Raw genomic sequence first — 25392 nt, forward strand, 5'->3', positions numbered from 1 at the left:
GACGCGTCCCAGCAGCTTGCGCATCTATCTCACGATCCAGCCGTTCCACCGCTGAGTGAGCCGCTGAGAGTTTGTGAGGCCATCTGCGCCAGTTTGAACATACCACTCGCCGTTCACAAGAAAGCTAGTCTTCATGTACTCAGGATAGGTTGCCAGCTTACGAGCGACCTTCTCGGGTATCTGTTCGTATGCCCGCTGATTGCTCGGAGCTTGCGCAAACAGCTGAGCGAAGGCTGCCTGACGGTCGGCGCGACCGGTAAATGCAATGAACTTCTGTGCGTTCAGCACGTTGGGGCTACCCTTCGGTATAATCCAGTAGTCAAACGTCAGCTTGGCTTGGTTACGGTTGATCTCTATGGGGTCACCGTTGTCAATCAGCGATAATGCTCGACCATCGACAGATTGGACGAGATCGGCGACCCCGTCGCGCATTACTTGCAATATCTCAGCCCCTGTAGTCCACCACTTGCGAATATGGGGCTTAATCTTGTCGAGACTTGCGAACACGCGGTCGATGTCCATTGGATAGAGCGCGTCCATCGCGACGCCGTCCGCAAGTAGCGCTTCTTCCCACGGCCCCGGCAGGGGGCTCCCACCCTGACCGTTCCCCAATGAACGCGGCCCTGGGAACTTCGTAGCGTCCCAAAACTCGGCCCAATTCGTCGGACGTGGCTTCTCGGCCGGAAACTTCTTAGTGTTGTAGACCATATTCAAAGAGTAGAGATAGCTGCCGAACCCAAATGGGTGCTTGCAGCGACCTTCGGTCGTTTCCAGCTCGCGAGGATTGTGCAGCGAATAGTCGACTTGTTCGAGATAGCCGCCTCCCGCCAGCGTAAGTCCGGTCACTTGGCTTACCAGAACCGCATCGATGGTGACGCTGTTGTTCTTCACCATCAACCCGACTTGTGCCGCCCGGAGATCTTGGTAGATCGGGGTGACCTTGACTCCCGTCTCCGCTTCAAAGGGTCTAACAAAGGCCGCCATGATCGCATCGCCGAAATTGCCGGCGCTCATGTTGAGTCGCAGGTCGCCCGAGGACGCTGCAGCAGGCCTAGAGACGGAAAACATCGCTCCGGCGGCTATGAGGGACGATGTGCCTTGTACAAAGCGCCTGCGGCTCACTGACTGGTTCACGTTCGCTCCTGCGCGTAGTGGTTTCACGCTCATGTTACCGGGTACCGGAATGAGATTTCTTCATTTCTCCGCGGCTTTCTGTCGAAATCCAGCGCCTCAAGGGCAGTTTTTGTAGCTTTTCCTGCATCTAGCACCGTAACTTCGAGATTAGCACCTCCGCCCGGCTTTGCGCGAACGGTGCAACGTGGTGAGTGAAGCTAGGATTGCGGAGGATCGAACGGCTCCTCGGCGGGAAGAGTGCCACCAGAGATCGAAAGTATTACGGTCCCCCTGAATTTGCTCGGACATTCTCTAGAGAGTTCTTGCGAGCGGCGTAGCACCCCGCGGGCGAGCGCCCTGCCGGAGGCCTCGCCGCGGCCGGACAGCAGCGCTTCGCAGAGCTGGATCAGGCCACCTGCGTCCTGCCGGACATCAAGGGAAGCGCCCGCCAAGCAGAGTGCGGCCTCTTTCGGAGATGGTAGCGAGCAGGTCCGTTAAAAACGCGTTTGGCATCGAACACTTCGAAGGTTTACACACGAGCTGTCGGGTAGAGAACGCAGGCTCCCGTTCAGGGCTCCGGTTGCACTTTGAGCCTCGGTGCACACCTCACCGATCGATCGCCAACCCTACAACAAAAGACCCGAGTCATGAAAAGACCTCCGGCGGGCATGCCAGAGGTCTTCTTGGAGGTTAGCTATGTTAGATCCTAAGCCTTTTCGTTTTCTCCTTCCGTTTATTGAACAGAATTAGAAGTTGCGCTGAGCGCGGAGCATCATTTGGAAATTGCTTTGATCCTTCAGCTCATATGCAGCTGCTGGTTTTGCGATGCCAGCCTGCGCGGGCGCCGTAACTGTACTGCCGCTTGCATACTTCTGATCAAGCATGACGTAAGCGGCTTCTGCCGAGAAGGTCAGACCCCTGACGGGGGTCCATCGAGTGGCCACACCAACAACCCCATAGTTGAAGTCGGGATTGCAACCGCCCGCTCCGCTGGACAGAGCAAGCGTTCCTACGAGCGCTCCGCAGATGTAGCCTTTGGCCGTGTTGTTGTATCGGACAGCAGCCCAGCCGCCGAAAAGAGCCGAATTCCACTGCGGATTCCAGTTATGAGTATAGGCGCCGTTGAAGCCGTAGCTGGTGGTCAACTGCTGGCCAGCTCCGGTTACGAAGACTGAATCAGAGACACCCGCAATGCCGAGACTCTGGTAAGCCCCTCCCACACCGGCGCTGCCGTACATCGCGTATGTAAACGCCGTGTAGGGTTGGAAGTTGTAGCTGCTGGCACCATTCGTATAGACGCCCTGAACGTTGATCGTATCACCGGCGCCAGTTGGAATATTCTTGATCGACAGCGCCAGCTGTCCAGCCCAGCCCCATTTGTCGTTCGGATGCCCGGTCGTTTCATCGAGCCCGTAATAAGCGGCGTGATTGTCGTGTGCGGCGACGGACGCTTGAACAAGACCCCATGCTTGATCAACCCGGAGCGCCGCAACGAAGTCTGGAGATCGAGTACCTCCGATGTCGCCGGCACCGTAGCTGCCCGCCATGAGACCTGCCGCCGTCGCGCCACTTACGTTCCAAATGTTAGTTGTGGTGTGACCGGCCTGATCCTCGGCGGAGAAGCTCGCGGTGATACCTTGGCCGAAATCAGCCGTATACGCGACTTGATTGACAGCTTCCCACCCGCCGCCGCCGGGCAGACCGTCAAAGCTGTTGCCGGGATAGTTGGCCCAGGGCGACGAGAACTGCGACTGGGCACGACCGAAGGTGAAGCCGGCGAATTGGAGGAACGCATAGTACACGCTAAGACTACCGCCGGAGATCATACCGCTGCCACTTCCAGCGGGGTTGCTGCCGTTATATGCAGTTGCGCCATTCGTGAGATTTGTGCCGGCGCCGGCATAACCGCCGGCCGTCCAAGTGAATGCCAGCTCGGCGTATGTACGGACCACGCCGTATTCAGTCGCAGTACGTGTATCGATGCCGAGGTCCAAGCGGGATTGCGACGTGAAGTAGTTGCTCAGGCGGTTGTGCGCCCCACCGACGCCTCCTGTGGCAGGCGACCAGACGCCGTTCGAGTTGAGGATGGCCGTGCCGCGCACGTATCCACCAAGTTTAATGCAAGTGTCGGTACCCGGGATGTAATAGAAACCAGCCCCATAAAGGGAGCAGATCTTCACATATTCGATGGCCTTCGCCTTCACGGGAAGGTCGGCCGCCTGCGCTCCGACGCTCGCGAACATCGCGGCCGAGCCAAGGATCAAACTCTTCATCAACTTCATTACTGGAACCTCCAAGTTGGAAACGTCGCTTCCGTCCTTCAAAGATCCGCCTCAGCCGGCCTCGCGTCTGGCGGGTGCTTGACGGACGACGTCGAGGCGCCCCCTCTCCGTCCGCTCTAGGGATAATTCTGATCATTAATTACTGCAATGAATTACTTTTAGTAAGCTATATTTGGACTCGAACATGTTGCGTGCGAGCAACACGGGCGACGGCGCAATCTCAGAATGTCAAAATAGGCAAAAGAAAAGCCCGTCAGGGGGCATCCCGACGGACTTTCTGGAGATTTGGTATGAAGCTTGAAGAGCCTTCCTCAATCGACTCGAAAAGGCCTACCGTAGTTGATTAAGTTCGTCAATTAATTTCATACATGGTACCTATGTTTTTGGGGACCTTCCCTGCCCCTTCCAAGACAGATACCGCTGTTAGGAAGATGGGCCGAACTGTCACCGGTCCTCTCGCGGGATAGCAGCATGGCTGAAGAACAAAAAACCGACAGATCCATCAGGGACTTCGTTTGGAACATCGTGGAAGTCCATTCTCAGCTGGAAGAGATACACAAAAGCTGGGCGCAACTGCTGGGATTGACTGAGCCGCAATGGCTGATCCTTATGGCCATCGACGAACTGGACGAAGGTCGCGGCGTTTCAGGGATAGGAGTGGCGGGAAAGCTCCGAATCCATCCGCCCTTCGTCACCAATCAAACAAAGCAACTCGAAGCGATGCAGTTGCTGGCCAGGAAGCCTTCTCCAGATGACGCACGATTCGTACAGATGTCATTGACTGAAAAAGCACGCGCGGAAATTTCGAAGCTTTCGAGGCTGAGAGAGGCGTTGAACGCGACTTTGATGGAAGGCCTTGATGAGGCTTCGTTCGAATACCTCAACAAACGACTGACTTCGATTGCCAAGAACTGCCGGCTGGCTTCGCAAAAACTTACGATTGGAGTCTTATAAGCGCCGCAGGGCAGCTAACGGCATCATCGCTTTAGTTTGCGGTCCAGCCAATCGAAAATGCAATCATCTGACATCACGAAGTTCTCGAAGTACTCACCGTGCTCCGCGGAGACAATTTCGGGTAGCATCAGATCCAAAGGGATGCCCTCTGCTGTACAATCGGCGTGAAGTTTGATGGCTTCGGAAACGCTAACGAGACCACGGCCGCCTGCAACTACGAGTGCTGGACAATCTAACCGCCGCGCCACTCGGGAACGCCGTGGCGATACCTCCTCTTCGGTTTCCTCACATGCCGCGCCGGTGATCCAACCGATAGAAGCCAGAGTTCGCGCGGAACTCCAAAGCCCGCCGTCACAAACCGCAGCGGCGACACGTTTATCGAACGCAGCGAAGTTTGTAGCTATCTCCGCTGATAACCCATCACCGTATACACCAATTCGTCTTCTATCGACTTCCGTGCGGGATGACAGATGGTCCAAACATAGAGATAGAAGGATCTTCGATTCACCGGGGGAGTATTTTACAAGCTCCTCGCGGGCGACGATGAGAACGGACATTCCATGCTTGATGGCTAAAGGCAGGAGCCTACCAAGTAGCATCGTCCTTTTGTCTTCATCGCTGCTGAGGCAAATGACAGCGGGGCAACATGATTTCGGAGCGCCTCCAGGCAAGTATAACGCGGACAATATCGTGTGATCGAATCCGACCTCTAAGTTCTCCGCTGCGCCGCCGAGGGATACGCCGAAGCGCTGGATGGCAGCCTCGACCTTACCTTCGACATCTAAGCGGTCTCGATCGTCTTCGAGCAGCCTCCTGGCGACCTCAAACGCAGTCAGCGCACAGAGCAACGCCTCCGTGGCCTCGTCGAAAGCTTGCACCTCTATGTCCAGATGGCTTTTGCGTTGATAATCATCTCCAGTCCTCACCCACGAGCTGGCCCAGTTCTGCCGCCGCGCTGGCGTGCAGTGCTCGAACGTTAGACCGCGGACAAACGAAGAGACGTCGCGCCGAGTAGATGCCAAATTGCTCCACCGGCGAAGCCGAGCACCAGACTCCATCGATTTGACCCCTTCGTGCAACTGAGAAAGCGCCCGATCTGATGCCGATTATGTGCCTTCGCAGCGCAATGGCTTCTCCCGACGAGTCGCCGCTTGTCGCAGCGCGAGACTCTAGGAGTTCCGAGCGCCGGATTCCCTCAATGGAGGTGCGGAAGGGCGCGAAATCCTTTGTCAGCGTCGGATTCTTGGAGTTTTTGTGCGAGCTGCGAGAGGATTAGCTCCAACATATGATTGGCGAGCGCGTTCGCGGTAGTTCATTGGTGCGAAGCGCAGGTCGTCCGGAGACTGCCTATGCAGGGCCGCGGCCCATCGCCGCGACACTTTCGTGAACGGCTTGCATGTTGCTGCCATATTTATTGGGGTCTCACGGGCAGCAACGCTTCGAAGCTGACCAAACGAAAAGGCGCACTCGTGTCTACCAGATTGCAGGACGCCCGTTATGCGTGATGGCCGTCAGTAGTCTCCCTAGCATGTGACTATTTTAGCGGTTGGAAGCCGGCGGAAAACTCCTGCGCTGCTGCCCGCGCGCAGGCCTCCGCTTCGTTTGAGAGATCCATCGCGCGCTTTTCCTTAGTTACCGTCCCGGTCCAGCAACGCCGAGCGAGAGCAGTTCTCGAGCACCTCGATTCATAAACGAGCGAGTCCTGCTCGGTCCGTATTCCTTCAATCGGCGCATATTTTCCAAGGTAAAGAGCGATTTTTTAGCGCGTTTCGGCTTCAAGGCGCGCTAGCATTCAAGCATGACAGCCGAAAATCAACCGTCTCTAGGCCTCCTGCTCCTCGAACGTGGGGCTCAGCCTGCTTCAACACGCCCGCCGCTTCCGGGCTCGCTTGCAAATCCGGCTACTTTCGACTTTCCGGTCATCTCCGAAACTGTTCAAGGAGCCTGGGTCGAGAACGTCGTACGCGGCGACCCAACTCTTGAGTCGCCCTACATCGCAGCCGCCCGACGATTAGTTGAACGAGGGGCGATCGCAGTAACTTCGAACTGCGGCTTCTCTGTTCGGCATCAGGCGGCGGTGGCCGCGTCGGTTGATGTTCCGGTCGTGATGTCGAGCCTGCTCTTGTTACCGGCCCTGCTTCGCCAGATGCCGCGGAATAGGAAGATGGCAGTTCTCACATACGATTCAACCCATTGCGGTGACGAGCTGCTGGGTGTTGAGGAGCCCTCGGAACGAGACAGAATCGTTATTGGAGGCATCGAAGGTGGCAAGTTCTGGCATGACGAATTGAAGCGACCCGCGCCACCGCTTGACGTTCCCGCAATCGAGGCCGATGTCACCGCTTGCATTGCGCGCCTTCGGGCTGCGCACCCTGAAATCGGTCTGCTGTTATTTGAATGCGCCGGATTTCCCGTGGTCGCCGCGGCAGTCCGCCGCTCTGCGAAATTGCCAGTTTACGACATCACCACCCTCTGCCAATTGACCATAGCTTCCGTCATGGCCGGACTAGTGCCTTGAAGCAGAATCCTCGCGCCTAAAGCGGATTGCCCCTACGTCCTTCTTCCAAGTTGGCCATGGCCACATTGGCTTGGACGAGCCGCTCTACGGCGAACAGCCTCATCTACAACAACGCCAAACTCATATCGGCTGGGCGAGGCTGGAGTCAGTCCAGCGTACCGAGCAGTCCCGCCATCAGACGGCCGCGCTCCGCCAGGCTGTTTACTTCGATAAACTCCTCGAGCGTGTGAGCGTTTCCGCCACGCGCGCCGAGGCCGTCGAGAGTCGGGATGCCCAAGGCCCCGGTGAAGTTGCCGTCCGAGCCGCCGCCGGCGCTCACATGCGGCAGATCACTTCCTAGGGACCAGGCAATGCCGCGCGCCTTTTCATAGAGCGCCATCGTTGGCGAGTAGGCCGGTGGAATCTCACCGCCGGCCTCTCATAGATCCCAGCGTGAGACTCTCGCCTCACTGGGCTCCCATCAGGGAAACGAGCCGCGTATGCCGATATTCCAGTGTGCGAACAACCCGGGACGTTCTCGAGATAGTCGTTCGAGAACGCGGCCGGCCTTGGCCTTGCGACCCATAAAGCGTTTGAACTTCCGCATCATCCAAGCCTCGATTGTCTGATTGACGTATCGAAGGATTGGCCCCAGAGCCGCCCGCGTGAATCGACCGTAATACTAAATCCACCCCCGCAGGAGTGGATTGAGCTGCCGAGCGATGTCAGCCATTGGCACATGGGTTCGTCTTCGGAGGTTCAAATCCCGGATTGCCGCCCGCATGGACTTCAGCGCCGAAGCGCTGACCCCAGGCAGAAAACTGCAGAACACCGAGGCGTCTTGCGAGTTCTTTGCCCGTCGGGGCCGGAAGCAGTAGCCAAGGAAGTCAAACTTGACGTTCGAATAGCTCCCCTTCCGCCGGCTGTCCTTACAGTAGACGATCCTGGTTTTGGTGGGGTGCATCTCAAGTCCGCACTCCACCAAGCGAGTTTGTAGCTCGGCCTTTACGGCTTCTGCTTCTTGCTCGCTCCGGCAGTGCACTAGACCATCGTCTGCATACCTACACCATGGGAGGTCAGGGTACGCCCGTCCCATCCAGAGGTCGAAAGTGTAGTGCAGGAAAAGGTTGGATAATATAGGGCTGATCACGCCACCCTGAGGGGTGCCGCGGGTTCGCTCGATAATTATTCCGTCCTTGTCCATAGGTGCCGTCAACCATCGTTCGATGTAGAGCAGCGCCCATTTGCACCTCACGTGCTTCCGGACAGCCCGAAGCAGAAGTTCGTGGTCGATGTTGTCAAACAGACCTTTGATGTCGAACTCGAGAACCCAGTCGTATTTCCAGCACCGCTTGCGCGTGACGCCGATAGCATCGAGTGCCGATTTTCTCGGCCGATAGCCATAGGAGTCTGCCAAAAATATTGGGTCCAAGTCCGGCTCAATGAGTTGTTTGACAACCATCTGGGCCACTCGATCCGCTACGGTTGGCACACCTAAAATCCGCTGGCCTCCAGTCTTTTTGGGAATGGAGACGGCGCGCACCGGTGGCGGAAAGTAGCTTCCTGAGCTCATCCGATTCCAAAGCTTGTAGAGATTGTTCTGCAAGTCGGAGTCGAACTGCTCGATCGTCTGTCGATCCACACCGGCCGAACCCGCATTGGATTTGACCGCTTTGTAAGCGTCGTACACACGTTTCTTATCGATATGAAACGGCTTGTTTGTCGTGATCGTCGTCGTCATCCTGTTTCCAGTTGGTACGTCAATACGATTTGTCCTGACCCGACCCCTTTGCTCCGGCCCGATTACGGGGCCTTCACCGCTAGTACGGGTCGGTCCGCCCCAGGCCCTGGCTTCGGTACTCTCGCCTCGCAGTTTTGGCCGCTTCAGCTTCTCCCTTGGCATCCAGGGACTGGTTCCTGCAGTTCCACACGAAAGCCTGCATCCGATTCACGCCCCCTATACGCCGACTGCTATCTGCCCAGTAGCCAGGTAACCGACAGATTTATCCCAGAGGATGCGAGCGCCTCCGGTTTTGGCAGTGTCTAAAGCCTTTCGGCGCGTCACCGAGGGTTTGCTCACGCTCGTCTCTCGAATGCTCACCTGCCCGAATTTCATTCGGACTTTTGATCCAACGCTCACCACCACGCCTTTTGAACGCAGCAGCTTGGACTGGTTTGGGACCTGCTCCTGAAAGCCGATCCCGAGGGGCCCGCCCTCATCTTTCGCGCAGCTTATCCCCACGGTCAGTTGTTCACTGCAAACCCCCTTCCGTGTGCATCTGCAGCACACCCCGCATCAGGCTCCCACACCGGCCGGGTTACCCCCCGTGTCACCTTGAAGGCGACATCATTCGTGGTGTCCGATAGCGCCAGCATTCTCTCGACGCCGCGGTCGAGATCGGGTTGGCGCTTCGCCATAGAAAGCGCTTCGCCGGTGGCCGTCGTGGCGACGCAATTCACCCACTGTCCCCCATGTACGACCCCGACGGAGAACGTGCAATCGTCCGTCGTCATGGCTTCGATCGCCAGGATCTGCCGCGCCATCTCACGGATCGCCGAGCGGCCCGAAGACAGCGTCGCGCCCGCATGGCTCGGCCGCCCCGTGGCTTCGAGATTGAAGCGCGCGATCGCATAGCGCCCATTGACCACACCGTTGTCGGTGCGTCCCGGCTCGGGTACCAGCACGTATTTGTTCCGGGCGGCCTCCGCCTCAATGATGTCCCGCGTGGAAGGCGTGCCCACTTCCTCGTCCGGAGTGAACAGCACCGTGATCGGCAGCGGTGTGGTGAATGATGCGCGGATCAACTGCCTGATCGCTTCCAGTGAGAGATAATTTCCGCCCTTCATGTCAAAAATGCCAGGCCCGTAGCACTTATTGCCCTCACGGCGCCATGCAAGCTTGTCGATAGTGCCGACGGGGTGCACGGTGTCCAAGTGTCCGGCAATCAAAATGCCCGGGCCGCCTTGCTTAGGATGCGGAAAGCGCGCACGGACAATGCCGCCAAAACCCTTGCGCCCGGCGATGCGCTCGATCGTCGCGCCGATTACGGCCATCTCCCGAGCTGCGAGATCGAGCATACGTTCGACTGCAGTTACGTCCCATGTCGGGCTTTCGCACTCCACCCAGGCGCGCAGCCCCTGCAGCATCACCTCAGAGTCAAAAGGAAGATTGGCTATGTTCACGAGACTATTTCCTTCCGTTGTTTGGGCGTCTGATCAAGACAGCATCCACAACTCATGTTTCGGTGCTATAGGCTATTGCGGGCATCGACCGGCTGAAGCCCTTTTCTCGTTCTAATAGTTCCTACTCTGCTGAGGACGCATCCATGCGCGCGAGCCCCACAACTGAAAACCCATAGATAGAAGAGCTCGTTTGATTCCGACCTCGGCTATTTGTATCCGCGACAATAGTTGCAGCATGATATTGCATTCGCGCATTCGTAGCACTACGGCCAGTTCAGACGATGCACGACCGGTCAGAACGATGGAGGCGAACAGGCGCTTACCACCACGCAGGGCTCGTCCCCGACGCACCTGAATCGATGGGGTAGACTGCTGGAGAAATAATACCCGTCGCCAGGGCTTAGCACACGGCACTGATCTTCGACTGTCACCTCTAAGCGCCCACTTATTACAATTCCCCCCTCCTCGCCGGCATGAACGAGCCGCACTTTTCCAGTATCCGATCCAGGACGGTATGTTTCCTTCAGAATCTGGATTGAACGTCCTACCTTATTCTTTCCAATCTGGAGGTAGGAAATTCCTCCCTTCCCGATCTCGGTGAATTCCTTCTTTCCAAAGAAGATCTGGTCCCTGCCCTGCTCCGTCAGGGAGAAAAATTCCGCCAAGCTGATCGGAATGGCATCTAAAATGCGTTTCAAGGCCCCCACCGAGGGATTAGAATGTCCAGCCTCTATCAACGAGATGGTTGAATTGACGACGCCCGCCTTTTTCGCCAATGCCCTCTGAGACATCCGATTGCGCTGCCTAATTTCACGCAAACGTGCCCCGACATTTTCGTTGACGCCTTCGGGCATATTTCCGGTCCGTCCACCTGCAAGGTGCCAGTTCCTCCTAACGCGCGGAAGACGTTCAATCAGTTGAGACTCGTTTGTAACTTCGTGTCGCTTCGAATCCATTCGATACTCACCGTGGCTGTCAACTTATCAGACTGACGTGCGCCATGGCCGCGACGATTTCAGCCTTCGTATCTCCTCCTACGGGCACCAACGGCAATCTCACAGTCGGTAAACACTTTCCGATCAGCGACAGCGCATGTTTGACCGGCGCTGGGTTGCTTTCAATGAATAGACTAGTGTGCAAAGGCGCGAGCCCGTCTTGTAGTTCGAGCGCTGTCCTGTAGTCACCAGCCAGGCACGCGTTTTGGAAGTCGGCACAAAGGCGCGGAGCGACGTTCGATGTCACGGAAATCCAACCGTGGCCACCATGAGCCATAAAGCCGAGAGCGGTGATATTTTCGCCAGAGAATTGAATAAAGTTTCGTCCCATTGCGGCCCGCTGCTGCGACACGCGCCCCATATCGTTGGTCGCATCTTTTACCCCAGCGATGTTCTTCAATTCGGAAAGCCGGGTCATTGTCTCCAGTGACATGTCGACAGCGCATCGACCGGGGATGTTGTAGATGATTATAGGGATTCCGATTGCATCATTGATCGCCTTGTAGTGCTGGAAAAGACCATCCTGAGTTGGTCTGTTATAGTAAGGAGTAACGATCAACACGGCGTCTGCGCCGACCCTCTCTGCGTGCCTGGCGAGGTCTATTGCTTCGGACGTGGAGTTAGAGCCGGCACCAGCGATTATGGGCACGCGCCCTCTCGCCTGGTCTACGCACCATTGAACGATCTGGTGGTGCTCATTGTGAGAGAGAGTAGGGCTCTCGCCAGTCGTGCCGACGGGCACCAAACCATGGATCCCCTGCGCAATCTGCCATTCTACAAGGTTCCGAAACCTCTCCTCGTCCAGAGCGCCGCTCTCAGCAAAAGGCGTAACCAGAGCAGTAAAGCATCCTCGAAAGCGCGCCTTTTCTATCATCTGCATCTCTTTTTCGCTGGCTATGCACCCGTCTTTCGCCGGACATCAAGAGTTTGCTCGAACTCCTACGGTGCCCGTCGATATGCTCTCCGCGCCGGGATCAACGTTCGACTGGCACAATAAAGAACGCGCCCATATCGATTCCACCGACAACGCCACCAAACGCGCTTAATTTCAGCGCTCCACGGCTTTCCATGAAGATTCTGATCGACGTTCACTTCTCACCGGCGCCCGGGATGAGTCAATGCGTTGCCCGCTGACCGATTGCGAACGAGCATACAGAGCTGCTCCCGGGTGCGGAGCCCGCCGGCTGGGACATCCACTTCATTCGAAATGCCTGCTCGGTTGTTGCAATTGGCTCCCGTTCACCGTTGCAGGAGCGAGGGATAGTTTACGCTGTGCCCCCACATGCGACGGTCCCGCAGGATTGGAACAAGGAATTGCAGGAATTCTGCGCGCAACACGCGTTTTCGCTCAGAACCGGCAGTGTGGCATTCGCTATTGTGTATTCTCGGGAGCGGGTTCGCGGCGGCGGCAGCCTTGGAGGAGGAAGATGACGGCAAAGGATTTGCTGCCATGTTGCCACCCTGCAGCCAGTCGAGTGGCATGTCGTCTCTCGTTGTACGGCAGGAAATGGGGGCTTTGCTCCGTTAGCCGCCATCGTTCCGCGGAGTGAAGACGATGAATCGGGCGAATGATGCAAAGCTTCTAGGCGCCTTACAGCAAGCGCTCGGCGATCAGCTCGTTCTGACCGGCGGGCGAATACCAGCGAAGGCAATGAGTGATCGAAGCCGCACGGGGCACCATCTGCCGATGATCTACATTCGCCCTCGCAGCGTCCAGGACGTGTCAAGCGCGTTGCGGATCTGCAATGCGCACCGCAGCTCGGTCGTCGTCCAGGGCGGCATGACGGGATTGGCAGGGGGCGCTAATCCCGAGTGCGAAGATGTTGTCATCGCGATGGATCTACTTGCCGGTGTTGAGGAGATCGACAGCAACGCCGCGACCATGACGGTACGAGCGGGAACTATTCTGGAGGATGCACAGAAAGCAGCAGAGGATTCCGGCTTTCTCCTTCCGATCGATCTCGGCGCGCGGGGTTCGTGCCAGATCGGCGGCAATCTTGCGACCAACGCGGGCGGTGTCCGTGTCATCAATCATGGTATGACGCGCGACAACGTATTAGGGCTTGAGGCGGTGCTAGCAGACGGAACGGTGATCTCCTCGCTTAATCGCATGCAGAAGAATAATACTGGGTATGACCTTAAGCAGCTTTTCATCGGGTCCGAGGGAACCCTCGGCATCATAACACGCGCAGTGTTGAAGCTGAAGTCACTGCCAGCTTGTCGAGCAACGGCGTTGTGCGGTTTGAGGAGGTATGAGGATGTACTACTCTTGCTCCGCAACGCGGGTAAGCTGATGGGTCTCTCGGCCTTCGAGTTGATGTGGGGAGCGTTCTTCCGCTTCAGCTCTAAGGCGGAGGAGTTCAGAGCGTTTGAGACTGAATACCCCTTTCTGATCATTATTGAGCAGTCTGGCGAGGCTGTAAATCTCGAAGAATTCCTTGCGACAATGTTTGAGGAAGGCCTGATAGCGGATGCGTTGATTGCCAAGTCCGAGAAGGAGCGCGAAAAGTTCTGGAAGGTGCGCGAAGGGCTCTCATTGGGTACCTTGCCAAAGCTGATCGAATACGATGTCAGCCTGCCGATCGGATCGCTCGACTTATATGCGCAGGAGGTGACCACAGCGTTGGCAGCTGAGTTTCCGGGTATTCACGTCTCCGTTTTCGGCCATATCGCAGACAGCAATATTCATCTTTGCGTTTCGGCCGTGCAAGTCGATGCGACCGAGAAGCACCGCATCAACACCATCGTGTATGATAGTGTACGCAACCATCGCGGCTCCATATCTGCCGAGCACGGCATTGGTCTACTTAAGCGCGAATACCTATCATATTCGCGCAGCCCGGAAGAGCTGAACTTGATGCGGCGCCTCAAGAAGACACTAGATCCCCACGGTATACTGAACCCGGAACGGATAATCTGCATCGCGCCAGCAGACTGCGAAAATGAGCAGCTCTCGGTCATGAGAACGTCCAGATGAATTAGCTCGTTACCGAATATAAGGTCAGTCGGCACGCCGCTCGGGCTGCAGTAACGGTCACGCGCACCCGCAGCGCTAATGCGGCTACCCAGAGCAAGGCTGAAACCCGAGCGTGCTCGTATTCAAAATCGTGGCAGTTCAGTTGCCAAAGGCTGACCGTTGGCGACAAGCGGGCCGAAAGGCAGTTCATCTCGGAAGATCCATTCAGAGCGCCCCAGCCGAGAGGATCAAGGTTCGGCGAGTAGCCGCGATCGTGGGTGACGGCATCAGTCGGCGAGGGCGACGGATGCGGTGATTGGGATGAGAACGGCAGCCGACCGCGGTGGGATGGCTAGGTTGCTGTCAACGCGGCGCCACCTGGGATCGTCGACAAGCCGGTACCGCAGGGGCGTAGGTTGACCGTCGACGATCACTGAGAGCTTATCGGTCTGCTGGCCGGAGAAGTTACTTACCACCACCGCAATCTGACCATCCCGGTGCCGAAAGGCGGAGTACGGATGGTGTCGGCTGCCGTCCGATCTACGCACGTCGACGCCCACTGTATCGATGAAGGTGGCATCCCACACCCATTCACGGAGTTCGGTCCGAAGCTGATCCATTCGTGCACCGTAAGCAACGGTATTCAACGCGTCAGAGAGACGGCCTTGGAAATTGAACGGCTCATAACTGATCACGTAGCGGTAGAGCAGGCATTGGTTGATCATGTTACGGTCGTCGAAGCCGGTAACTGCCGTCATCAAGATAGCGTCGGGCCTAAGATAGCGGCTCACGGGCGAATGGTTCGGATGTTCGCTCCTGTGATAACCGAGCTGGTATGCATCCAGCTGCCAGTCGTAGGGCGCCTCGCAGGCGAATAGGAAGTTATCGCCAACCCCGCATTCCTTGCGGAATCTAGTAACAATCTCGCGATCGTTCGCTGATACCGGCGCAGCACGCCGATGGTTGTGGGAACCGTCGAAGCATACAAGCGCCGGCACGTGACTCCACGCCTGGTCATGTAGGATGCCGTCGGCATTCAGAAGTACAATCTTGGCGAATTCCTCCTGACAAATCTTCAAGTACCGCTCGCTCAGGAAGCACATCGGGACTAGCCGTTTTGTGTTGATATCCAGCAATTGCGTGATCGTGTCGAAACGGTAACCCGGGTGCATGTAATAGTCGCCATACGGGTCCTTGACAGCCTCGTTAGCAAGTTCGCGGTGGAACCACTCTGTGGAGCGGTCTGCCTTGATGAATTCGGTAAATAGCACGATTTTCACCCCGAGTTGCTGACAGCGCGCAATCGCAGTGCGCAGCGCCTCACTCCCGCCGAGTTCCTGGTCAGGGTCGCATGAGGGGTAGCTCTGATCCATGCCGCCTTCCTGCCAGCCGCTGAGTTGGATCGCGGCGACTCCGTGCTTGGCGCACTCCGCGGCAATTTCGGGCAGCTGTGCGAAACTGACCCGACGACGATGCCCCTCTCCTGTTTTAAGACATAGTTGAAGCCAAGAATGCGGCTCGGAGGCCCAACTCGGCGGAAGCGCGGTATCCAAACCCCACGCGGCACGGCGCTGCTTGTAGCGGTCGACACCAGCATGCCAGTCGCCCTTATACGCCGCCATGGCAATTGGCGTCAGGGCACGGTGCTCACCGGGCCCAATGTAGGGTACGTGGACCGCTGCGAACCGCACCGCGACCGTATGCGCGGCGGTCTCGGCCGCACGTGCACCCGACGGTGTTTCCGCGTCGAGCGAGTCACCGTAACCTGGAGTGAGCTCGGCCAACCACGTCACCAGTTCGACGGACGGCTCGTCCACTCCGACGTAGACGCCCATCGCGCCATCCTCAAGGAGGATCCATGGGACCGTGGGAATACTGCCGCCGAGACTGAAGGGGTGGCTGTGACTCCAGTAGCCTATCCCGAGCGTCGTCCAGCGGTGCGCATCGCTTTTGAAATTTGGCCAGATGCTGGAGCGTCTTCCCGTGGCGTACGAGTATGCAAAATAATCTAAGTGGCCGCTTGGCGGCGGCTGGATGTCACCAAGTTCAGGGAAGTACACATTCTCGATAACGTGGTCGCTCTTGTTGTTCAGTTCGACAGCAAAGACAATCCGGTCTTCCTGCGCAGTGATCCTTGTCTGCACGTTAATAGGGTGTCTGTTGCCGTGGTCGTCCACGACGCCGTCCCACGAACAGATTACGGTATGACCGTCGTCGGTTATCGAGCTGGTGGGGTCGTCTTGCTGCCAGCCCTCGACATAATTTGAGCGTCGGTCGGGCAAGGGCACCAGCAAACGGAAGGATCGGCCGAGCTCGGTGCGGTCTAGCAGGCTCCATTCTCCGTGCCGCATTCCGGTCACGGCTCCGGTTTCGATGCTGATGGCTACCGCTAGATCTCCTGCTCGCAGCCAGTGGGCTGCCGCACATTCGCATCGTGTCATCGTTTTCAGCTCTCGTCCGGCGGGCATTGAATCTCAAGCTAAACGGATGAGCCGGGCTTTCCGACAACCTGAGGAGCACTGGAAGCACCAGCGCTTGGCTAGAAAATAGATAGATCTCAGCTGCTGCGAACGCCCCGAAGCCGCTCAGACCGCCTGCGCAGAAGTTCTGCTGCGGCAAGTACTACAATCGATATAAATGTCAAAACCGTAGCAGCGGCAATGATAGTCGGACTGATTTCCTCGCGTATGCCTGCGAACATAACTTTGGGCAAGGTACGCTGCTCTGCTCCGGCCACAAAAAGAGCGATCACTACCTCGTCAAAAGAGGAGAGAAAGGCGAAGAGCGCGCCCGAAATCATGCCGGGCATGATCAAGGGCAGCGTCACTTTGAAAAACACGGTCATTGGTGCAGCACCGAGGCTGGCTGCCGCGCGCGCCAGCGAGTAGTCGAAGCCGCTTAGAGTCGCGGTCACGATGATGACGACGAAGGGCGTAGCGATGCTCGTATGCGCCAGGATCAATCCGGCATAGCTGTTTAGCAGCCCGACGTCGGCATAAAAAAAATAGACCCCTACTGCGGTAATCACGGCCGGAACGATCATGGGCGAGATTAGCAGGCTCATTACCGTCGTGCGCCACGGAAAATTCGGTCGACTCAGACCGAGTGCGGCGACGGTTCCCAATGCGGTGGATAGCAAAGTTACTGTGACCGCGACGATCATCGAATTTTGCAGCGCGTACTGCCATCGGTCCGTCAGGAAAAATTCCTCATACCAGCGCAACGAAAAGCCGGGCATGGGATAGCTGAAGAACGGCACAGAATTAAACGACAACGGGAAGGTGACGAGTATCGGCGCAATGAGAAACAACAGCACTGCCCCGCAGAACAACCGGTGCAGATAGTACCAAGCCTTCTCCAGTGGAGAAGCATACGCAAGAGTAGACATCGTTCTCAACCTAATTTCATGCGGTCGGTGCCGACTAGCTTGTTGAAGACATAGTAGAGGATCAGGGTAGCCGTCAGAAGGATGGCGCCCAGGGCAGAGGCCATTCCCCAGTTGAGTTCCTCATTGGTGTAGTGGGCAACGAAATAACTGACCATCTGGTCCTTCGGGCCGCCGACAAGAGCGGGTGTGATGTAGTAGCCGAGGCAGAGGATAAACGTCAGTAGGCACCCAGCAGCAATCCCTGGCAGCGTCTGCGGGAAATAGACCTTCCAGAAGGCGTAGAATGGCCCCGCGCCAAGTGAGCGGGCGGCGCGAACGTAAGTCGGCGAGATCGTCTTCATCACGCTGTAGATTGGCAGAAGCGTGAACGGCAGCTGTATATGGGTCATTGCCACGATCGTTCCGACCCGGTTGAATATGAGCTCGGCAGGCTGAGAAAGGATGTGCAGCGCCATCAACGCCTCGTTGACAAGTCCATGCTGCTGCAGAAGCACGACCCAGGCGATAGTGCGTACCAGCACGGAGGTCCAGAACGGCAGCACGACCATGATCATTAGGAGATTGGTGTACTTGGCCGGTAATGACGCGAGAAGGTAGGCGACGGGAAAGCCTAGAACGAGGGTAGCGAACGTTACGCTGATGCTTATGCCGAGCGTAAGCAAAAAGATGTTACGGAAGATTGCGTTCTCTGGTGGCGAGGCGACGATCTGACTATCCGGCCCGTACTGCAAATCGACGGAGCGCAAGAGATAATACGCTGTGTAGGCGGAGCTTCCACGCTTCAGAAGACTCCAGACCTCGTGGCGTGCCCAGAGTGGGTCGATGTCGATCAGAGCGTCCTTATACGTGTCGGTGGGAAGGGTGCTGACCTTCCGTGCGCTTGAGGTAACCTTGCTGCGGGTGCCGGGCAGTTCGTAGTTCATACGCTTGCCGATCTCGGCCGCGGTCTTATCGGCCCAGGATTGCTTCAGGTCGGCCGCGAGCGCGGCATAGACGCCCTCCTGGGGTAAGTCTTTGCCGTCCCATCCTCTGAGCTCCGACATCGTGCGCGGCATCAGTCTCAGCAGCGTATCTTCGTGAACAGCGTTGAATATCATTCGTCCGATCGGCAGAACGAAGGTAGTCGAGATGAACAGCAGTAGCGGTAGGACCAGAAGGAAAGCTTTAAGCTTGCGACGACGTTCAACACGCTGAAGCTTGAGCCGCAGCGGTACGCGATCGGCACTACCGGTGATCTGGGCGGCCATCGTCGCCATCAGCTACTCTCTCTGAGTTATTCGTTGATGTGGGGAGGAGAGCGCAAGCCCTCCTAGCCGTTGTCTTACTTTACAAGCCAGGCCGTGAAACGCTGACGCAATTCGTCACCGTTCTCAGCCCAGAACGAGGTGTCTACCAGAAGGGCGTCTGCCATATGGTCAGGCGCACTTGGAAGGTCCGGAAGTATCGCTGGGTCGACATGCGCATTCGCTTCCTTGTTGGCCGGACCATACGCCATATAACGCGTCGGTTCCGCCTGTTGGGCCGGCGAGACGGCGAATGTCAGAAATTTATAAGCGGTGTCCACGTGTTGCCCGCCCTTTGGCATGACCCAGACGTTCAGGCCCAGCTCCTGCGCGCGCCACATGATCTGGAAGTGCTTGCCTGAATTCTTGACCGCGTCGTAAATCCGCCCGTTCCAGGCCGAAGTCATCACGACCTGGCGATCAGCGAGAAGCTGAGGCGCTTGGGCGCCCGTCTCCCACCAAACGACATTCTTCTTGATAGTATCAAGCTTGTTAAAGGCGCGCTCGATACCGGCGGGGGTACGCAGGACTTTGTAGACGTCCTTGATCGGCACGCCATCCGCGACGAGTGCCCATTCAATATTGCCGAAGGGCCTCTTATAAAGACCGCGCTTACCAGGAAAACGCTGCAGGTCAAACAAGTCCGCGATGGTAGTCGGCCCGGTCGGCAGCGTATCCTTGTCGTAGGCCAGAACCGTCGCATAGAGATTTTCTGGAACGCCGCAATCTTGCTGGTCTGCACCTACAAACTTCCCCCGGTCGAGACCGAGCTTGTTCCAGTCAATCCGCTCGATGATCCCTTCGGCGCACATCTGGGATGCCGCTGTTGCATCAGCGACAACCAAGTCCCAGCTCACGCTTTTGGATTCGACCATGGCGCGAATCTTCGAGATCTCGCCGCCGTACTCGTCCTCAGTGACCTTAACGCCGGTCTTCTTAGCGAAAGGCTCGATTTGCCCCTTTCGCGTCGCCATCTGTCCAGCACCGCCGAAGCTGGTGATGGTAAGCTGATCGCTGGCAAGGACGGGCTGCGCCCATGGAAGGGCCCCTGCTACGAGCGCCATCACAGACCAAGCGCCCGTGATCCTCAATGCCTTACTCATGGTTCACTCTCTCCTGCTATGCTGTCCCCGGGCGGATTGGGGAATGTGGTTCTGAGGCTCGGCCCATCCCGTTGTGATGGGCTGCTTTATACGTGTCGGGAGATGGGCGGGGTTTGACCTTACAGCCTGTCAAGCGCCCGACAGTCTTCAGTCTTCCAGCCGAGCCTGATCAGCTCTCCGGGCTCAACCTGCGCCACACCTTCGGAATTCGGCAGCTTGACGACGAAGTCGTCTTGTTGCGCAATCGAGGCCCGGATGCGCACATGGTCGCCAAGGTAGATCAGCTCCTTAACGTGCGCGCTTACGATGTTCGAATAGGACCCCGGCACCGGGTTCAGCTTTACGCGCTCCGGCCGCAGAGACAACGTGGTTGGCCGATCGACACCCTCAACATTGATCGGCAGCCCCTGAACATTGCCCAACCCCGGAATCTCCACCGTGCAGATCCCACCATCCATCGCAATGACTTTGCCGGTCAGTTGGTTGTTTTCGCCGATGAACTGAGCGACAAAGGCATTCTGCGGGCGCTCGTACAGTTCGGCGGGGGTGGCAAGCTGCTGGATGACGCCGTCGTTGAACACGGCTATGCGGTCCGACATCGTCAGGGCCTCGCTCTGGTCGTGCGTCACGTAGATTACAGTGACACCAAGATCCTCGTGGATATGCTTGATCTCCAGCTGCATCTGTTCCCGGAGCTGCTTGTCCAACGCCCCGAGCGGCTCGTCCATCAGCACGAGCTTGGGATCGAATACGAGCGCGCGGGCGAGTGCTACGCGCTGCTGCTGCCCACCCGATAGTTGAGCTGGCCGCCTCTTGGCGTAGGTACCGAGCCTGACCATGTCGAGCGCCCGCCGGATCTTACTTTCGATCTCAGCCCTGCCGAGCTTGCGAACCTTGAGCGGAAACGCGAGATTTTCTTCCACGGTCATGTGAGGAAAAAGCGCATAGTTCTGAAAAACCATACCGATGTTGCGCTTGTGCGGGGGCGTCGTCTCGATCGCGCGCCCCTCCAGAAGAATCCAACCTTGAGTGGGCATCTCGAAGCCGGCGAGCATCATCAGAGTTGTCGTCTTGCCGGAGCCAGACGGCCCCAGCATAGTCAAGAACTCGCCTTGCGCGATATCCAGGTTGAGGTTCTTGACGACTAACGTCTCACCATCATACGTCTTTTGCACCTCAGAAAACTTCACAAACGCAGCCTGAGTGCCTAGCATTACCCTCTCCTTGATCTCGCGCTATTAGCTGCCGCTACGCGCGCAGACCACCACGTGCTATTTGGCGATTTGCAATTTGAACGCCCGGTCGAACCGTGGAAAAGCCCCAGCCCACGGCATCTTCACGGTCAAGCAGTTGGTGTACAATTCCCCTCCCACGTGCGCCTTTGCGGAGTTGCGGCCGCATTGTGTTTATCTTTCAACAAAACATATTCGCTCGGAACGGGGAGATTCTTCGATCTTAAGCCGTATTGAGGAGAAATTCTGCGCAACTAATCGGACTAGCAATGTTTTGAGTCGCCAGCGGTTTGGTAGCAACAAGACACTCCGGTCCCAAAACAATATTGCCAGCAGACGCCGCAGGGGGATGTCGCACTCAGTCGTTCCCCGCCGGCCCAGCGATGTCTCCACTCGCTCGATTAAGCGACGATGGCGCACCGGTCTGGCCTGGATTGGTCTGGCCTAGTCTGATCTACACGACGAAGTCCCGGCCACTTCCAGTATTCTTGCCTGTGCTGATCTCGATCTCCGTTCATTACGGGAGGTGGCGCCGTTAGACGGGCCCAGAGATGGCGATCAATTTCAGTTCATCAATGACATACCCTGGTCGGACTCGATTGTTATCAGCGGTAATTGGTGAACGACTACATCTTGGGGTCTAAACGCTGGGGTTCGCTCATTACGCGCAGCCATTTTGCGCATAGACATTCTCTTGATGTCAAATCGCCGTGGCTGAAGCTATCGCCAAATTTTGGTCACGGCCTAAGCCGGTTAGGCGGCGGCGGTTGTGGGCTGGCGGTCGGTCGACTTGGTGATGACCTCGATCGGGCGGTCTTGTGCACCCAGCAGCGCTGCTCGCGCGTTTCGGCCAGACCTCACCGGCCGCCTTCCAGAACCCGAGTGTGCCATCGGCGATGACGAGCTGCGGGGCCACGTTGAGCCCGTGCCTCTTCAGATCGAGCAGCAGATCGCGCCAATCGTGCGCGCTCTCCCGGGCGCCATCGGTGAAGCCGACCAGTTCCTTGCGGCCTTCCGGCGTCGCGCCGATCAGCACGAGCATGCATTGCTTCCGTCTTCGAGGCGGGCTTAAAGATGGATGCCATCAGCCCAGATGTAGACGTAGTGCTTGGCCGACAGATCGCGCTTCTGCCACGCGGCATGCTCGTCGAGCCAGCAGTCCTTCAAGCGGCCGATCGCGGAGGCCGGCAACCCGGCAAGCATGCTTGCCAAGCAGCGCCGCCAGCGCGTCGGAGAAGTAGCCGGTCGAGATACCTTTCAGATACAAGACCGCCAGCAGCGTCTCGATCGACTTCGAACGGCGCTTGAAGGGCGGCGGGATCGAGGGCGAGAACCGGATGCGGCCAGGATCGGCAACGGCGTCGCGATCGCGTACACGCGGCTGACGGACGGCGACCGGACGGATACCGGTCATCACCTCGCGCTCCGGCAGGTGCCATGGCGGACGACGCGCTAGTGGCCGTCCGCGGTCTTCAAATCGGCATGCTGGCCGAGAAAGTCTGCAAGCTCGGCTTCGACCGCCTTGGCGAGAAGGGCAAGTGCCCCGTCACGCAAGACTTCTGTGAGTTGATCTTCGAAGATTCCTGGCTGAATCAGCTGGATGACGTTTTCGTTGGAGACGGCATATCGCTCCTTCGTTGGAGAAGTGGAGGCTTCAAGCACCCCCACGATATGCCGCCTTTCCGATTCCCGCCGTCACCAACTTTCGGCGATAGCTCCGGTGGCTGCCAAAAAGTGACTTTAACCTTTCGAGCGATGTCAAACCTCTCAAGTCCTCGAGGCCGCAGCGCAACACTTTCGCCGGACGATCAATCCATTGCTCGGGGCCACTGGAGATCTAAAGGAAGCTCTTCGCAGTTGCAGACTTTTCGAAATCCTGCGCAACTGCTGGGAAATCGGTCAAGCGCAAACAGCGCGGAAGCGTAGGAAAATGTTGCTAAAACTCGTTTGGAGAGGTGCTTATCGACGAATGCCGCGGAAGACCGCGCGCGCGCCAACCGACACTCGCGTGCGCACGGTCTTGACGTCGTGCGTGCAAAACGGATTCCACTTTCCGGGTCCAGACTGCCGTGAGAACAAGGTGGGCCGCCGACCACCTCGATATTGCCTGCTCGTCGCGGACTAGAATCAGCTTGGATAGTGGTCGCAAGCTAGGCTTGAACCGTTCTACTTCTTGCTGCGCATGTTTCCGATCACCTCAGAGAGGCCGAATGCGAACTTCGCGGTTTACGATCGAACCTGTGTTAATCAGTAGACCTATACCGCCGCCCGAAAATCTTTGGTCGGCGTCTTCAGCCTGAAGGACAAGCCTGTCGTCGACATAGCCGCGGAGTGTACTCCCGGTCGCCTCTAGCCTGCAGATGTAAGTCTGATCAAGGTTCCAGACGAACGGCACGCTAGCGATTTCCTCCATAATATGACAGCGCCTCGCAAGACGGATCTTCCCACCCTTATCGAACATCAGAGCGTAATATCTTTCCCGTCCCTGAACTCGGGCGGCGAGCCCCCATTGGTCTCCAATGAGAGGCTTGATATCCGCCTCCACGGAATAATCTTTCCAATCTCTAGATCCCTGAAAGATCGCACCTAAACCGCTTTTGTTGGAGATGCGAAGGCCGTCTTCCCACCTGATCTGAAAATGGCTCGCGTCATTTACCCACGCGTGCTTCCACATGACGCTGTCGTCGTCTGGACGGCGCAACGTTAGATCAGGTGCACCTTCCCAGCGAACGTAATCCAGATAAAGGGCTCCATCTACTCCAGTCGAATTCGTCGCTTCAAGCTCTAGGCCAACATTGTAAATCGGATAACCTCCCGTATCCGGAACTTTCCATTGCATGACACGTCCGTCCGAAGGTGCAAGCTCTATGGTTTCTCCGTAGATTCTCATAAGCTCGTCGGATTGATTGAATGCGCTGATGAATAGGCGAAGCGCGATTGCCGCTGTGTTATTCGAGTCAGCCGAAACACCGCATTCGATTGCCTGCCCAGAGTAAAGTGTAGGGCTCGCCATCAGCTCGTAGGTCCGCATGGCGAAAACATCCTTGCCGAAGAACGTCGCAGATCCCACTCGTGCAACGCGGCCGCGGGCGAGGCGCGAAAATTCGATCGCGAGACAGCGCGTGCCTTCCCGGCTATGACCCGAAACGTTCCTCAATTCAACAGGATGCACCAAAGCCGCTGAACCGGTCTCACACTGGAATCCTTGAAGGCTTCCAGGGAATTCAAAGCTAAATCGTGCACCGCTCTTCGAAGCAGGTGGCGGTTTGACGCCGGCAAGCACATAACCGGCTGAGACTAGGGCCCGCGTTTCGATCACTGCATCGGTGATGGCAGCGCCTCCATCAGCGGAGGAGATATAGATACGGTCGGCAATTGGCGTTCGCAAATCGGGGCCGGCATCTAGACCAGCAAGCCCGGTCCTAATTCCGAAAAGGCAACCGACATTTCCGGCGTTGCAATCAGTGTCCCAGCCTGCCGTATTCGCAATTCTCATCGCTTCCTGGAAGCTATGTTCTCCATAAAGGGTCGCAAGGATAATCAACGCGTGATTGGGGACAATATGGCAGCCGCCCGTGAACTTGTCATAGCCGTAACGCTGGGCAATAAGAGCCCGCGTGCGCTGCCAGTCGCGATGAGTGTCTGCGGCATGCCAGCTCCGGACATCTTCCACGACGCGGCGGATCAATGCGTCTCCGGGCAAGACGTCGAGCCCCACATCGATCAGTTTTTGCACGTCCGTCTCGACAAACGCTTGAGCTTCCATGGCTGCAAGCAACTTCGCGGCGTGTACAGCCTCACCGTCATGACTAACGCGCGCAGCCTGCTCAGCGAGAAAGGCCGCCTGCTCAGGATCGCCGGGACTGACCATCGCCCAGCCGTCAATGAAAATCTGCGCACCTATTTGTTCGGCAACGGTTCTGCCGTTCAGTTCGATTGAGCCGCTCTTTGGCGCGGGAATACCGGACTTCAGTCGAAGATAAGCGGTATGCTCGGTCGAATTCCCAATGCCGCCCCACCAAAGCGTAGAACGCTCTTCCACGATGTAGTTGAGCCAAGCCTGTCCGACCTGCTCCGATGTGAGGCGCTGCGGGAAGCCGTTGTCGGCAAGCGCACGAGGGAACGCGAAGGTTCCAGCCAAGTCATCGTCTGTGACGACTAGTTGGTGCGAAAGGAGGGCGACATCGCGCCTTTCATTCACATAGTAGTTGATGGGGCCCAACTGCTGCATAATTCGCTCGTAGGTCCAGCCCTCAAAGGGTCGCCCGAGGTAAACCCCAATCAGCTTGCCTATTACGCCCGCATATACGCGTTCAGCGTAATCGTGAGGAATGACGATCATTGTTTGTCCCTTTATTTTACTTGTACCAACGAGCGCTTCCGATGTGGTACTTGAATTATTCGCT

The 25392-nt window shown here is 57.2% G+C and carries 15 protein-coding genes and 3 pseudogenes; 3 read left to right on the forward strand and 15 right to left on the reverse strand.

All coding sequences use genetic code 11. The annotated features are described in order from the left end of the window. Nucleotides 1-24: 24 nt before the first annotated feature. Both ABID59_RS20950 and ABID59_RS20960 read right to left on the reverse strand, forming a co-directional pair. The gene (locus ABID59_RS20950) at nt 25-1014 is read right to left on the reverse strand and encodes an extracellular solute-binding protein (RefSeq protein ID WP_354084612.1); all 990 of its coding nucleotides are present in this window, start codon (nt 1012-1014) and stop codon (nt 25-27) included. 845 nt (nt 1015-1859) lie between these two features. Further along, on the reverse strand, nt 1860-3395 hold the full coding sequence (locus ABID59_RS20960; protein WP_148774844.1) for a porin: 1536 nt from the start codon (nt 3393-3395) through the stop codon (nt 1860-1862). Between the two features lie 471 nt (nt 3396-3866). On the opposite strand from ABID59_RS20960, the gene ABID59_RS20965 reads away from it, so the two are divergent. Further along, a complete protein-coding gene (locus ABID59_RS20965) occupies nt 3867-4349 on the forward strand; it encodes a MarR family winged helix-turn-helix transcriptional regulator (RefSeq protein WP_354084613.1) in 483 nt (160 codons plus the stop codon). Between the two features lie 23 nt (nt 4350-4372). On the opposite strand, the gene ABID59_RS20970 is transcribed toward ABID59_RS20965, so the two are convergent. Further along, nucleotides 4373-5227: an alpha/beta hydrolase family protein gene (locus ABID59_RS20970; RefSeq protein ID WP_148774842.1), complete on the reverse strand. Its 855-nt coding sequence runs from the start codon at nt 5225-5227 to the stop codon at nt 4373-4375. Nucleotides 5228-6147: 920 nt separating this feature from the next. On the opposite strand from ABID59_RS20970, the gene ABID59_RS20975 reads away from it, so the two are divergent. Then, nucleotides 6148-6867, forward strand: coding sequence for an aspartate/glutamate racemase family protein (locus tag ABID59_RS20975; protein ID WP_246207917.1), 720 nt, complete (start codon nt 6148-6150; stop codon nt 6865-6867). A 145-nt stretch (nt 6868-7012) separates the two neighbouring features. Here ABID59_RS20975 and ABID59_RS20980 read toward each other — a convergent pair whose 3' ends face one another. The 5 genes and pseudogenes from ABID59_RS20980 to dapA all read right to left on the reverse strand — a co-directional run bounded on the left by ABID59_RS20980 (nt 7013) and on the right by dapA (nt 11898). Continuing rightward, nucleotides 7013-7270, reverse strand: a complete 258-nt coding sequence (locus ABID59_RS20980; RefSeq protein ID WP_502916819.1) for a M20/M25/M40 family metallo-hydrolase — start codon at nt 7268-7270, stop codon at nt 7013-7015. 57 nt (nt 7271-7327) lie between these two features. After that, a pseudogene (gene ltrA, locus ABID59_RS20985) lies at nt 7328-8587 on the reverse strand (group II intron reverse transcriptase/maturase). A gap of 539 nt (nt 8588-9126) precedes the next feature. Then, nucleotides 9127-10029, reverse strand: a pseudogene (locus tag ABID59_RS20990) (M20/M25/M40 family metallo-hydrolase); the annotation flags it as partial. 293 nt (nt 10030-10322) lie between these two features. Continuing rightward, on the reverse strand, nt 10323-10883 hold the full coding sequence (locus tag ABID59_RS20995) for a cupin domain-containing protein (RefSeq protein WP_354084614.1): 561 nt from the start codon (nt 10881-10883) through the stop codon (nt 10323-10325). Nucleotides 10884-11004: 121 nt separating this feature from the next. Further along, entirely contained in the window at nt 11005-11898 is an 894-nt protein-coding gene (dapA, locus tag ABID59_RS21000; protein WP_354084615.1) for a 4-hydroxy-tetrahydrodipicolinate synthase, read from the reverse strand. Between the two features lie 681 nt (nt 11899-12579). Between dapA and ABID59_RS21005 the strand changes: the two genes are divergently transcribed. Beyond that, the gene (locus ABID59_RS21005; protein ID WP_354084616.1) at nt 12580-14001 is read left to right on the forward strand and encodes an FAD-binding oxidoreductase; all 1422 of its coding nucleotides are present in this window, start codon (nt 12580-12582) and stop codon (nt 13999-14001) included. A gap of 266 nt (nt 14002-14267) precedes the next feature. On the opposite strand, the gene ABID59_RS21010 is transcribed toward ABID59_RS21005, so the two are convergent. The 7 genes and pseudogenes from ABID59_RS21010 to ABID59_RS21040 all read right to left on the reverse strand — a co-directional run bounded on the left by ABID59_RS21010 (nt 14268) and on the right by ABID59_RS21040 (nt 25328). Next, nucleotides 14268-16448, reverse strand: coding sequence for a DUF6259 domain-containing protein (locus tag ABID59_RS21010; protein ID WP_354084617.1), 2181 nt, complete (start codon nt 16446-16448; stop codon nt 14268-14270). A gap of 89 nt (nt 16449-16537) precedes the next feature. Further along, nucleotides 16538-17368: an ABC transporter permease gene (locus tag ABID59_RS21015; protein WP_354084618.1), complete on the reverse strand. Its 831-nt coding sequence runs from the start codon at nt 17366-17368 to the stop codon at nt 16538-16540. 5 nt (nt 17369-17373) lie between these two features. Further along, nucleotides 17374-18624 carry an ABC transporter permease gene (locus ABID59_RS21020; protein WP_354084619.1) on the reverse strand — a complete coding sequence of 417 codons (1251 nt, stop codon included), beginning with the start codon at nt 18622-18624 and terminating at the stop codon, nt 17374-17376. A gap of 65 nt (nt 18625-18689) precedes the next feature. Further along, entirely contained in the window at nt 18690-19754 is a 1065-nt protein-coding gene (locus ABID59_RS21025; RefSeq protein WP_354084620.1) for an ABC transporter substrate-binding protein, read from the reverse strand. A gap of 119 nt (nt 19755-19873) precedes the next feature. Next, entirely contained in the window at nt 19874-20968 is a 1095-nt protein-coding gene (locus ABID59_RS21030) for an ABC transporter ATP-binding protein (RefSeq protein WP_354084621.1), read from the reverse strand. Between the two features lie 827 nt (nt 20969-21795). Further along, nucleotides 21796-22648, reverse strand: a pseudogene (locus ABID59_RS21035) (IS256 family transposase); the annotation flags it as partial. Between the two features lie 535 nt (nt 22649-23183). Further along, entirely contained in the window at nt 23184-25328 is a 2145-nt protein-coding gene (locus ABID59_RS21040) for an ADP-ribosylglycohydrolase family protein (RefSeq protein ID WP_354084622.1), read from the reverse strand. Nucleotides 25329-25392 lie beyond the last annotated feature (64 nt).

Origin of the sequence: Bradyrhizobium sp. S3.3.6 (genome assembly GCF_040546905.1) — a bacterium.
Lineage (GTDB): Bacteria > Pseudomonadota > Alphaproteobacteria > Rhizobiales > Xanthobacteraceae > Bradyrhizobium > Bradyrhizobium cytisi.

Excerpts from the sequence above, each read along its gene's own strand:
- ABID59_RS21040 (WP_354084622.1), bottom strand. The coding sequence starts at position 25,328 with ATGATCGTCATTCCTCACGATTACGCTGAACGCGTATATGCGGGCGTA.
- ABID59_RS21030 (WP_354084621.1), bottom strand. The coding sequence starts at position 20,968 with ATGCTAGGCACTCAGGCTGCGTTTGTGAAGTTTTCTGAGGTGCAAAAG.
- ABID59_RS21020 (WP_354084619.1), bottom strand. The coding sequence starts at position 18,624 with ATGGCGACGATGGCCGCCCAGATCACCGGTAGTGCCGATCGCGTACCG.
- ABID59_RS21010 (WP_354084617.1), bottom strand. The coding sequence starts at position 16,448 with ATGCCCGCCGGACGAGAGCTGAAAACGATGACACGATGCGAATGTGCG.
- ABID59_RS21005 (WP_354084616.1), top strand. The coding sequence starts at position 12,580 with ATGAATCGGGCGAATGATGCAAAGCTTCTAGGCGCCTTACAGCAAGCG.
- ABID59_RS20965 (WP_354084613.1), top strand. The coding sequence starts at position 3,867 with ATGGCTGAAGAACAAAAAACCGACAGATCCATCAGGGACTTCGTTTGG.
- dapA (WP_354084615.1), bottom strand. The coding sequence starts at position 11,898 with ATGATAGAAAAGGCGCGCTTTCGAGGATGCTTTACTGCTCTGGTTACG.
- ABID59_RS21015 (WP_354084618.1), bottom strand. The coding sequence starts at position 17,368 with ATGTCTACTCTTGCGTATGCTTCTCCACTGGAGAAGGCTTGGTACTAT.
- ABID59_RS20975 (WP_246207917.1), top strand. The coding sequence starts at position 6,148 with ATGACAGCCGAAAATCAACCGTCTCTAGGCCTCCTGCTCCTCGAACGT.
- ABID59_RS20995 (WP_354084614.1), bottom strand. The coding sequence starts at position 10,883 with ATGCCCGAAGGCGTCAACGAAAATGTCGGGGCACGTTTGCGTGAAATT.
- ABID59_RS20960 (WP_148774844.1), bottom strand. The coding sequence starts at position 3,395 with ATGAAGTTGATGAAGAGTTTGATCCTTGGCTCGGCCGCGATGTTCGCG.
- ABID59_RS21025 (WP_354084620.1), bottom strand. The coding sequence starts at position 19,754 with ATGAGTAAGGCATTGAGGATCACGGGCGCTTGGTCTGTGATGGCGCTC.
- ABID59_RS20950 (WP_354084612.1), bottom strand. The coding sequence starts at position 1,014 with ATGAGCGCCGGCAATTTCGGCGATGCGATCATGGCGGCCTTTGTTAGA.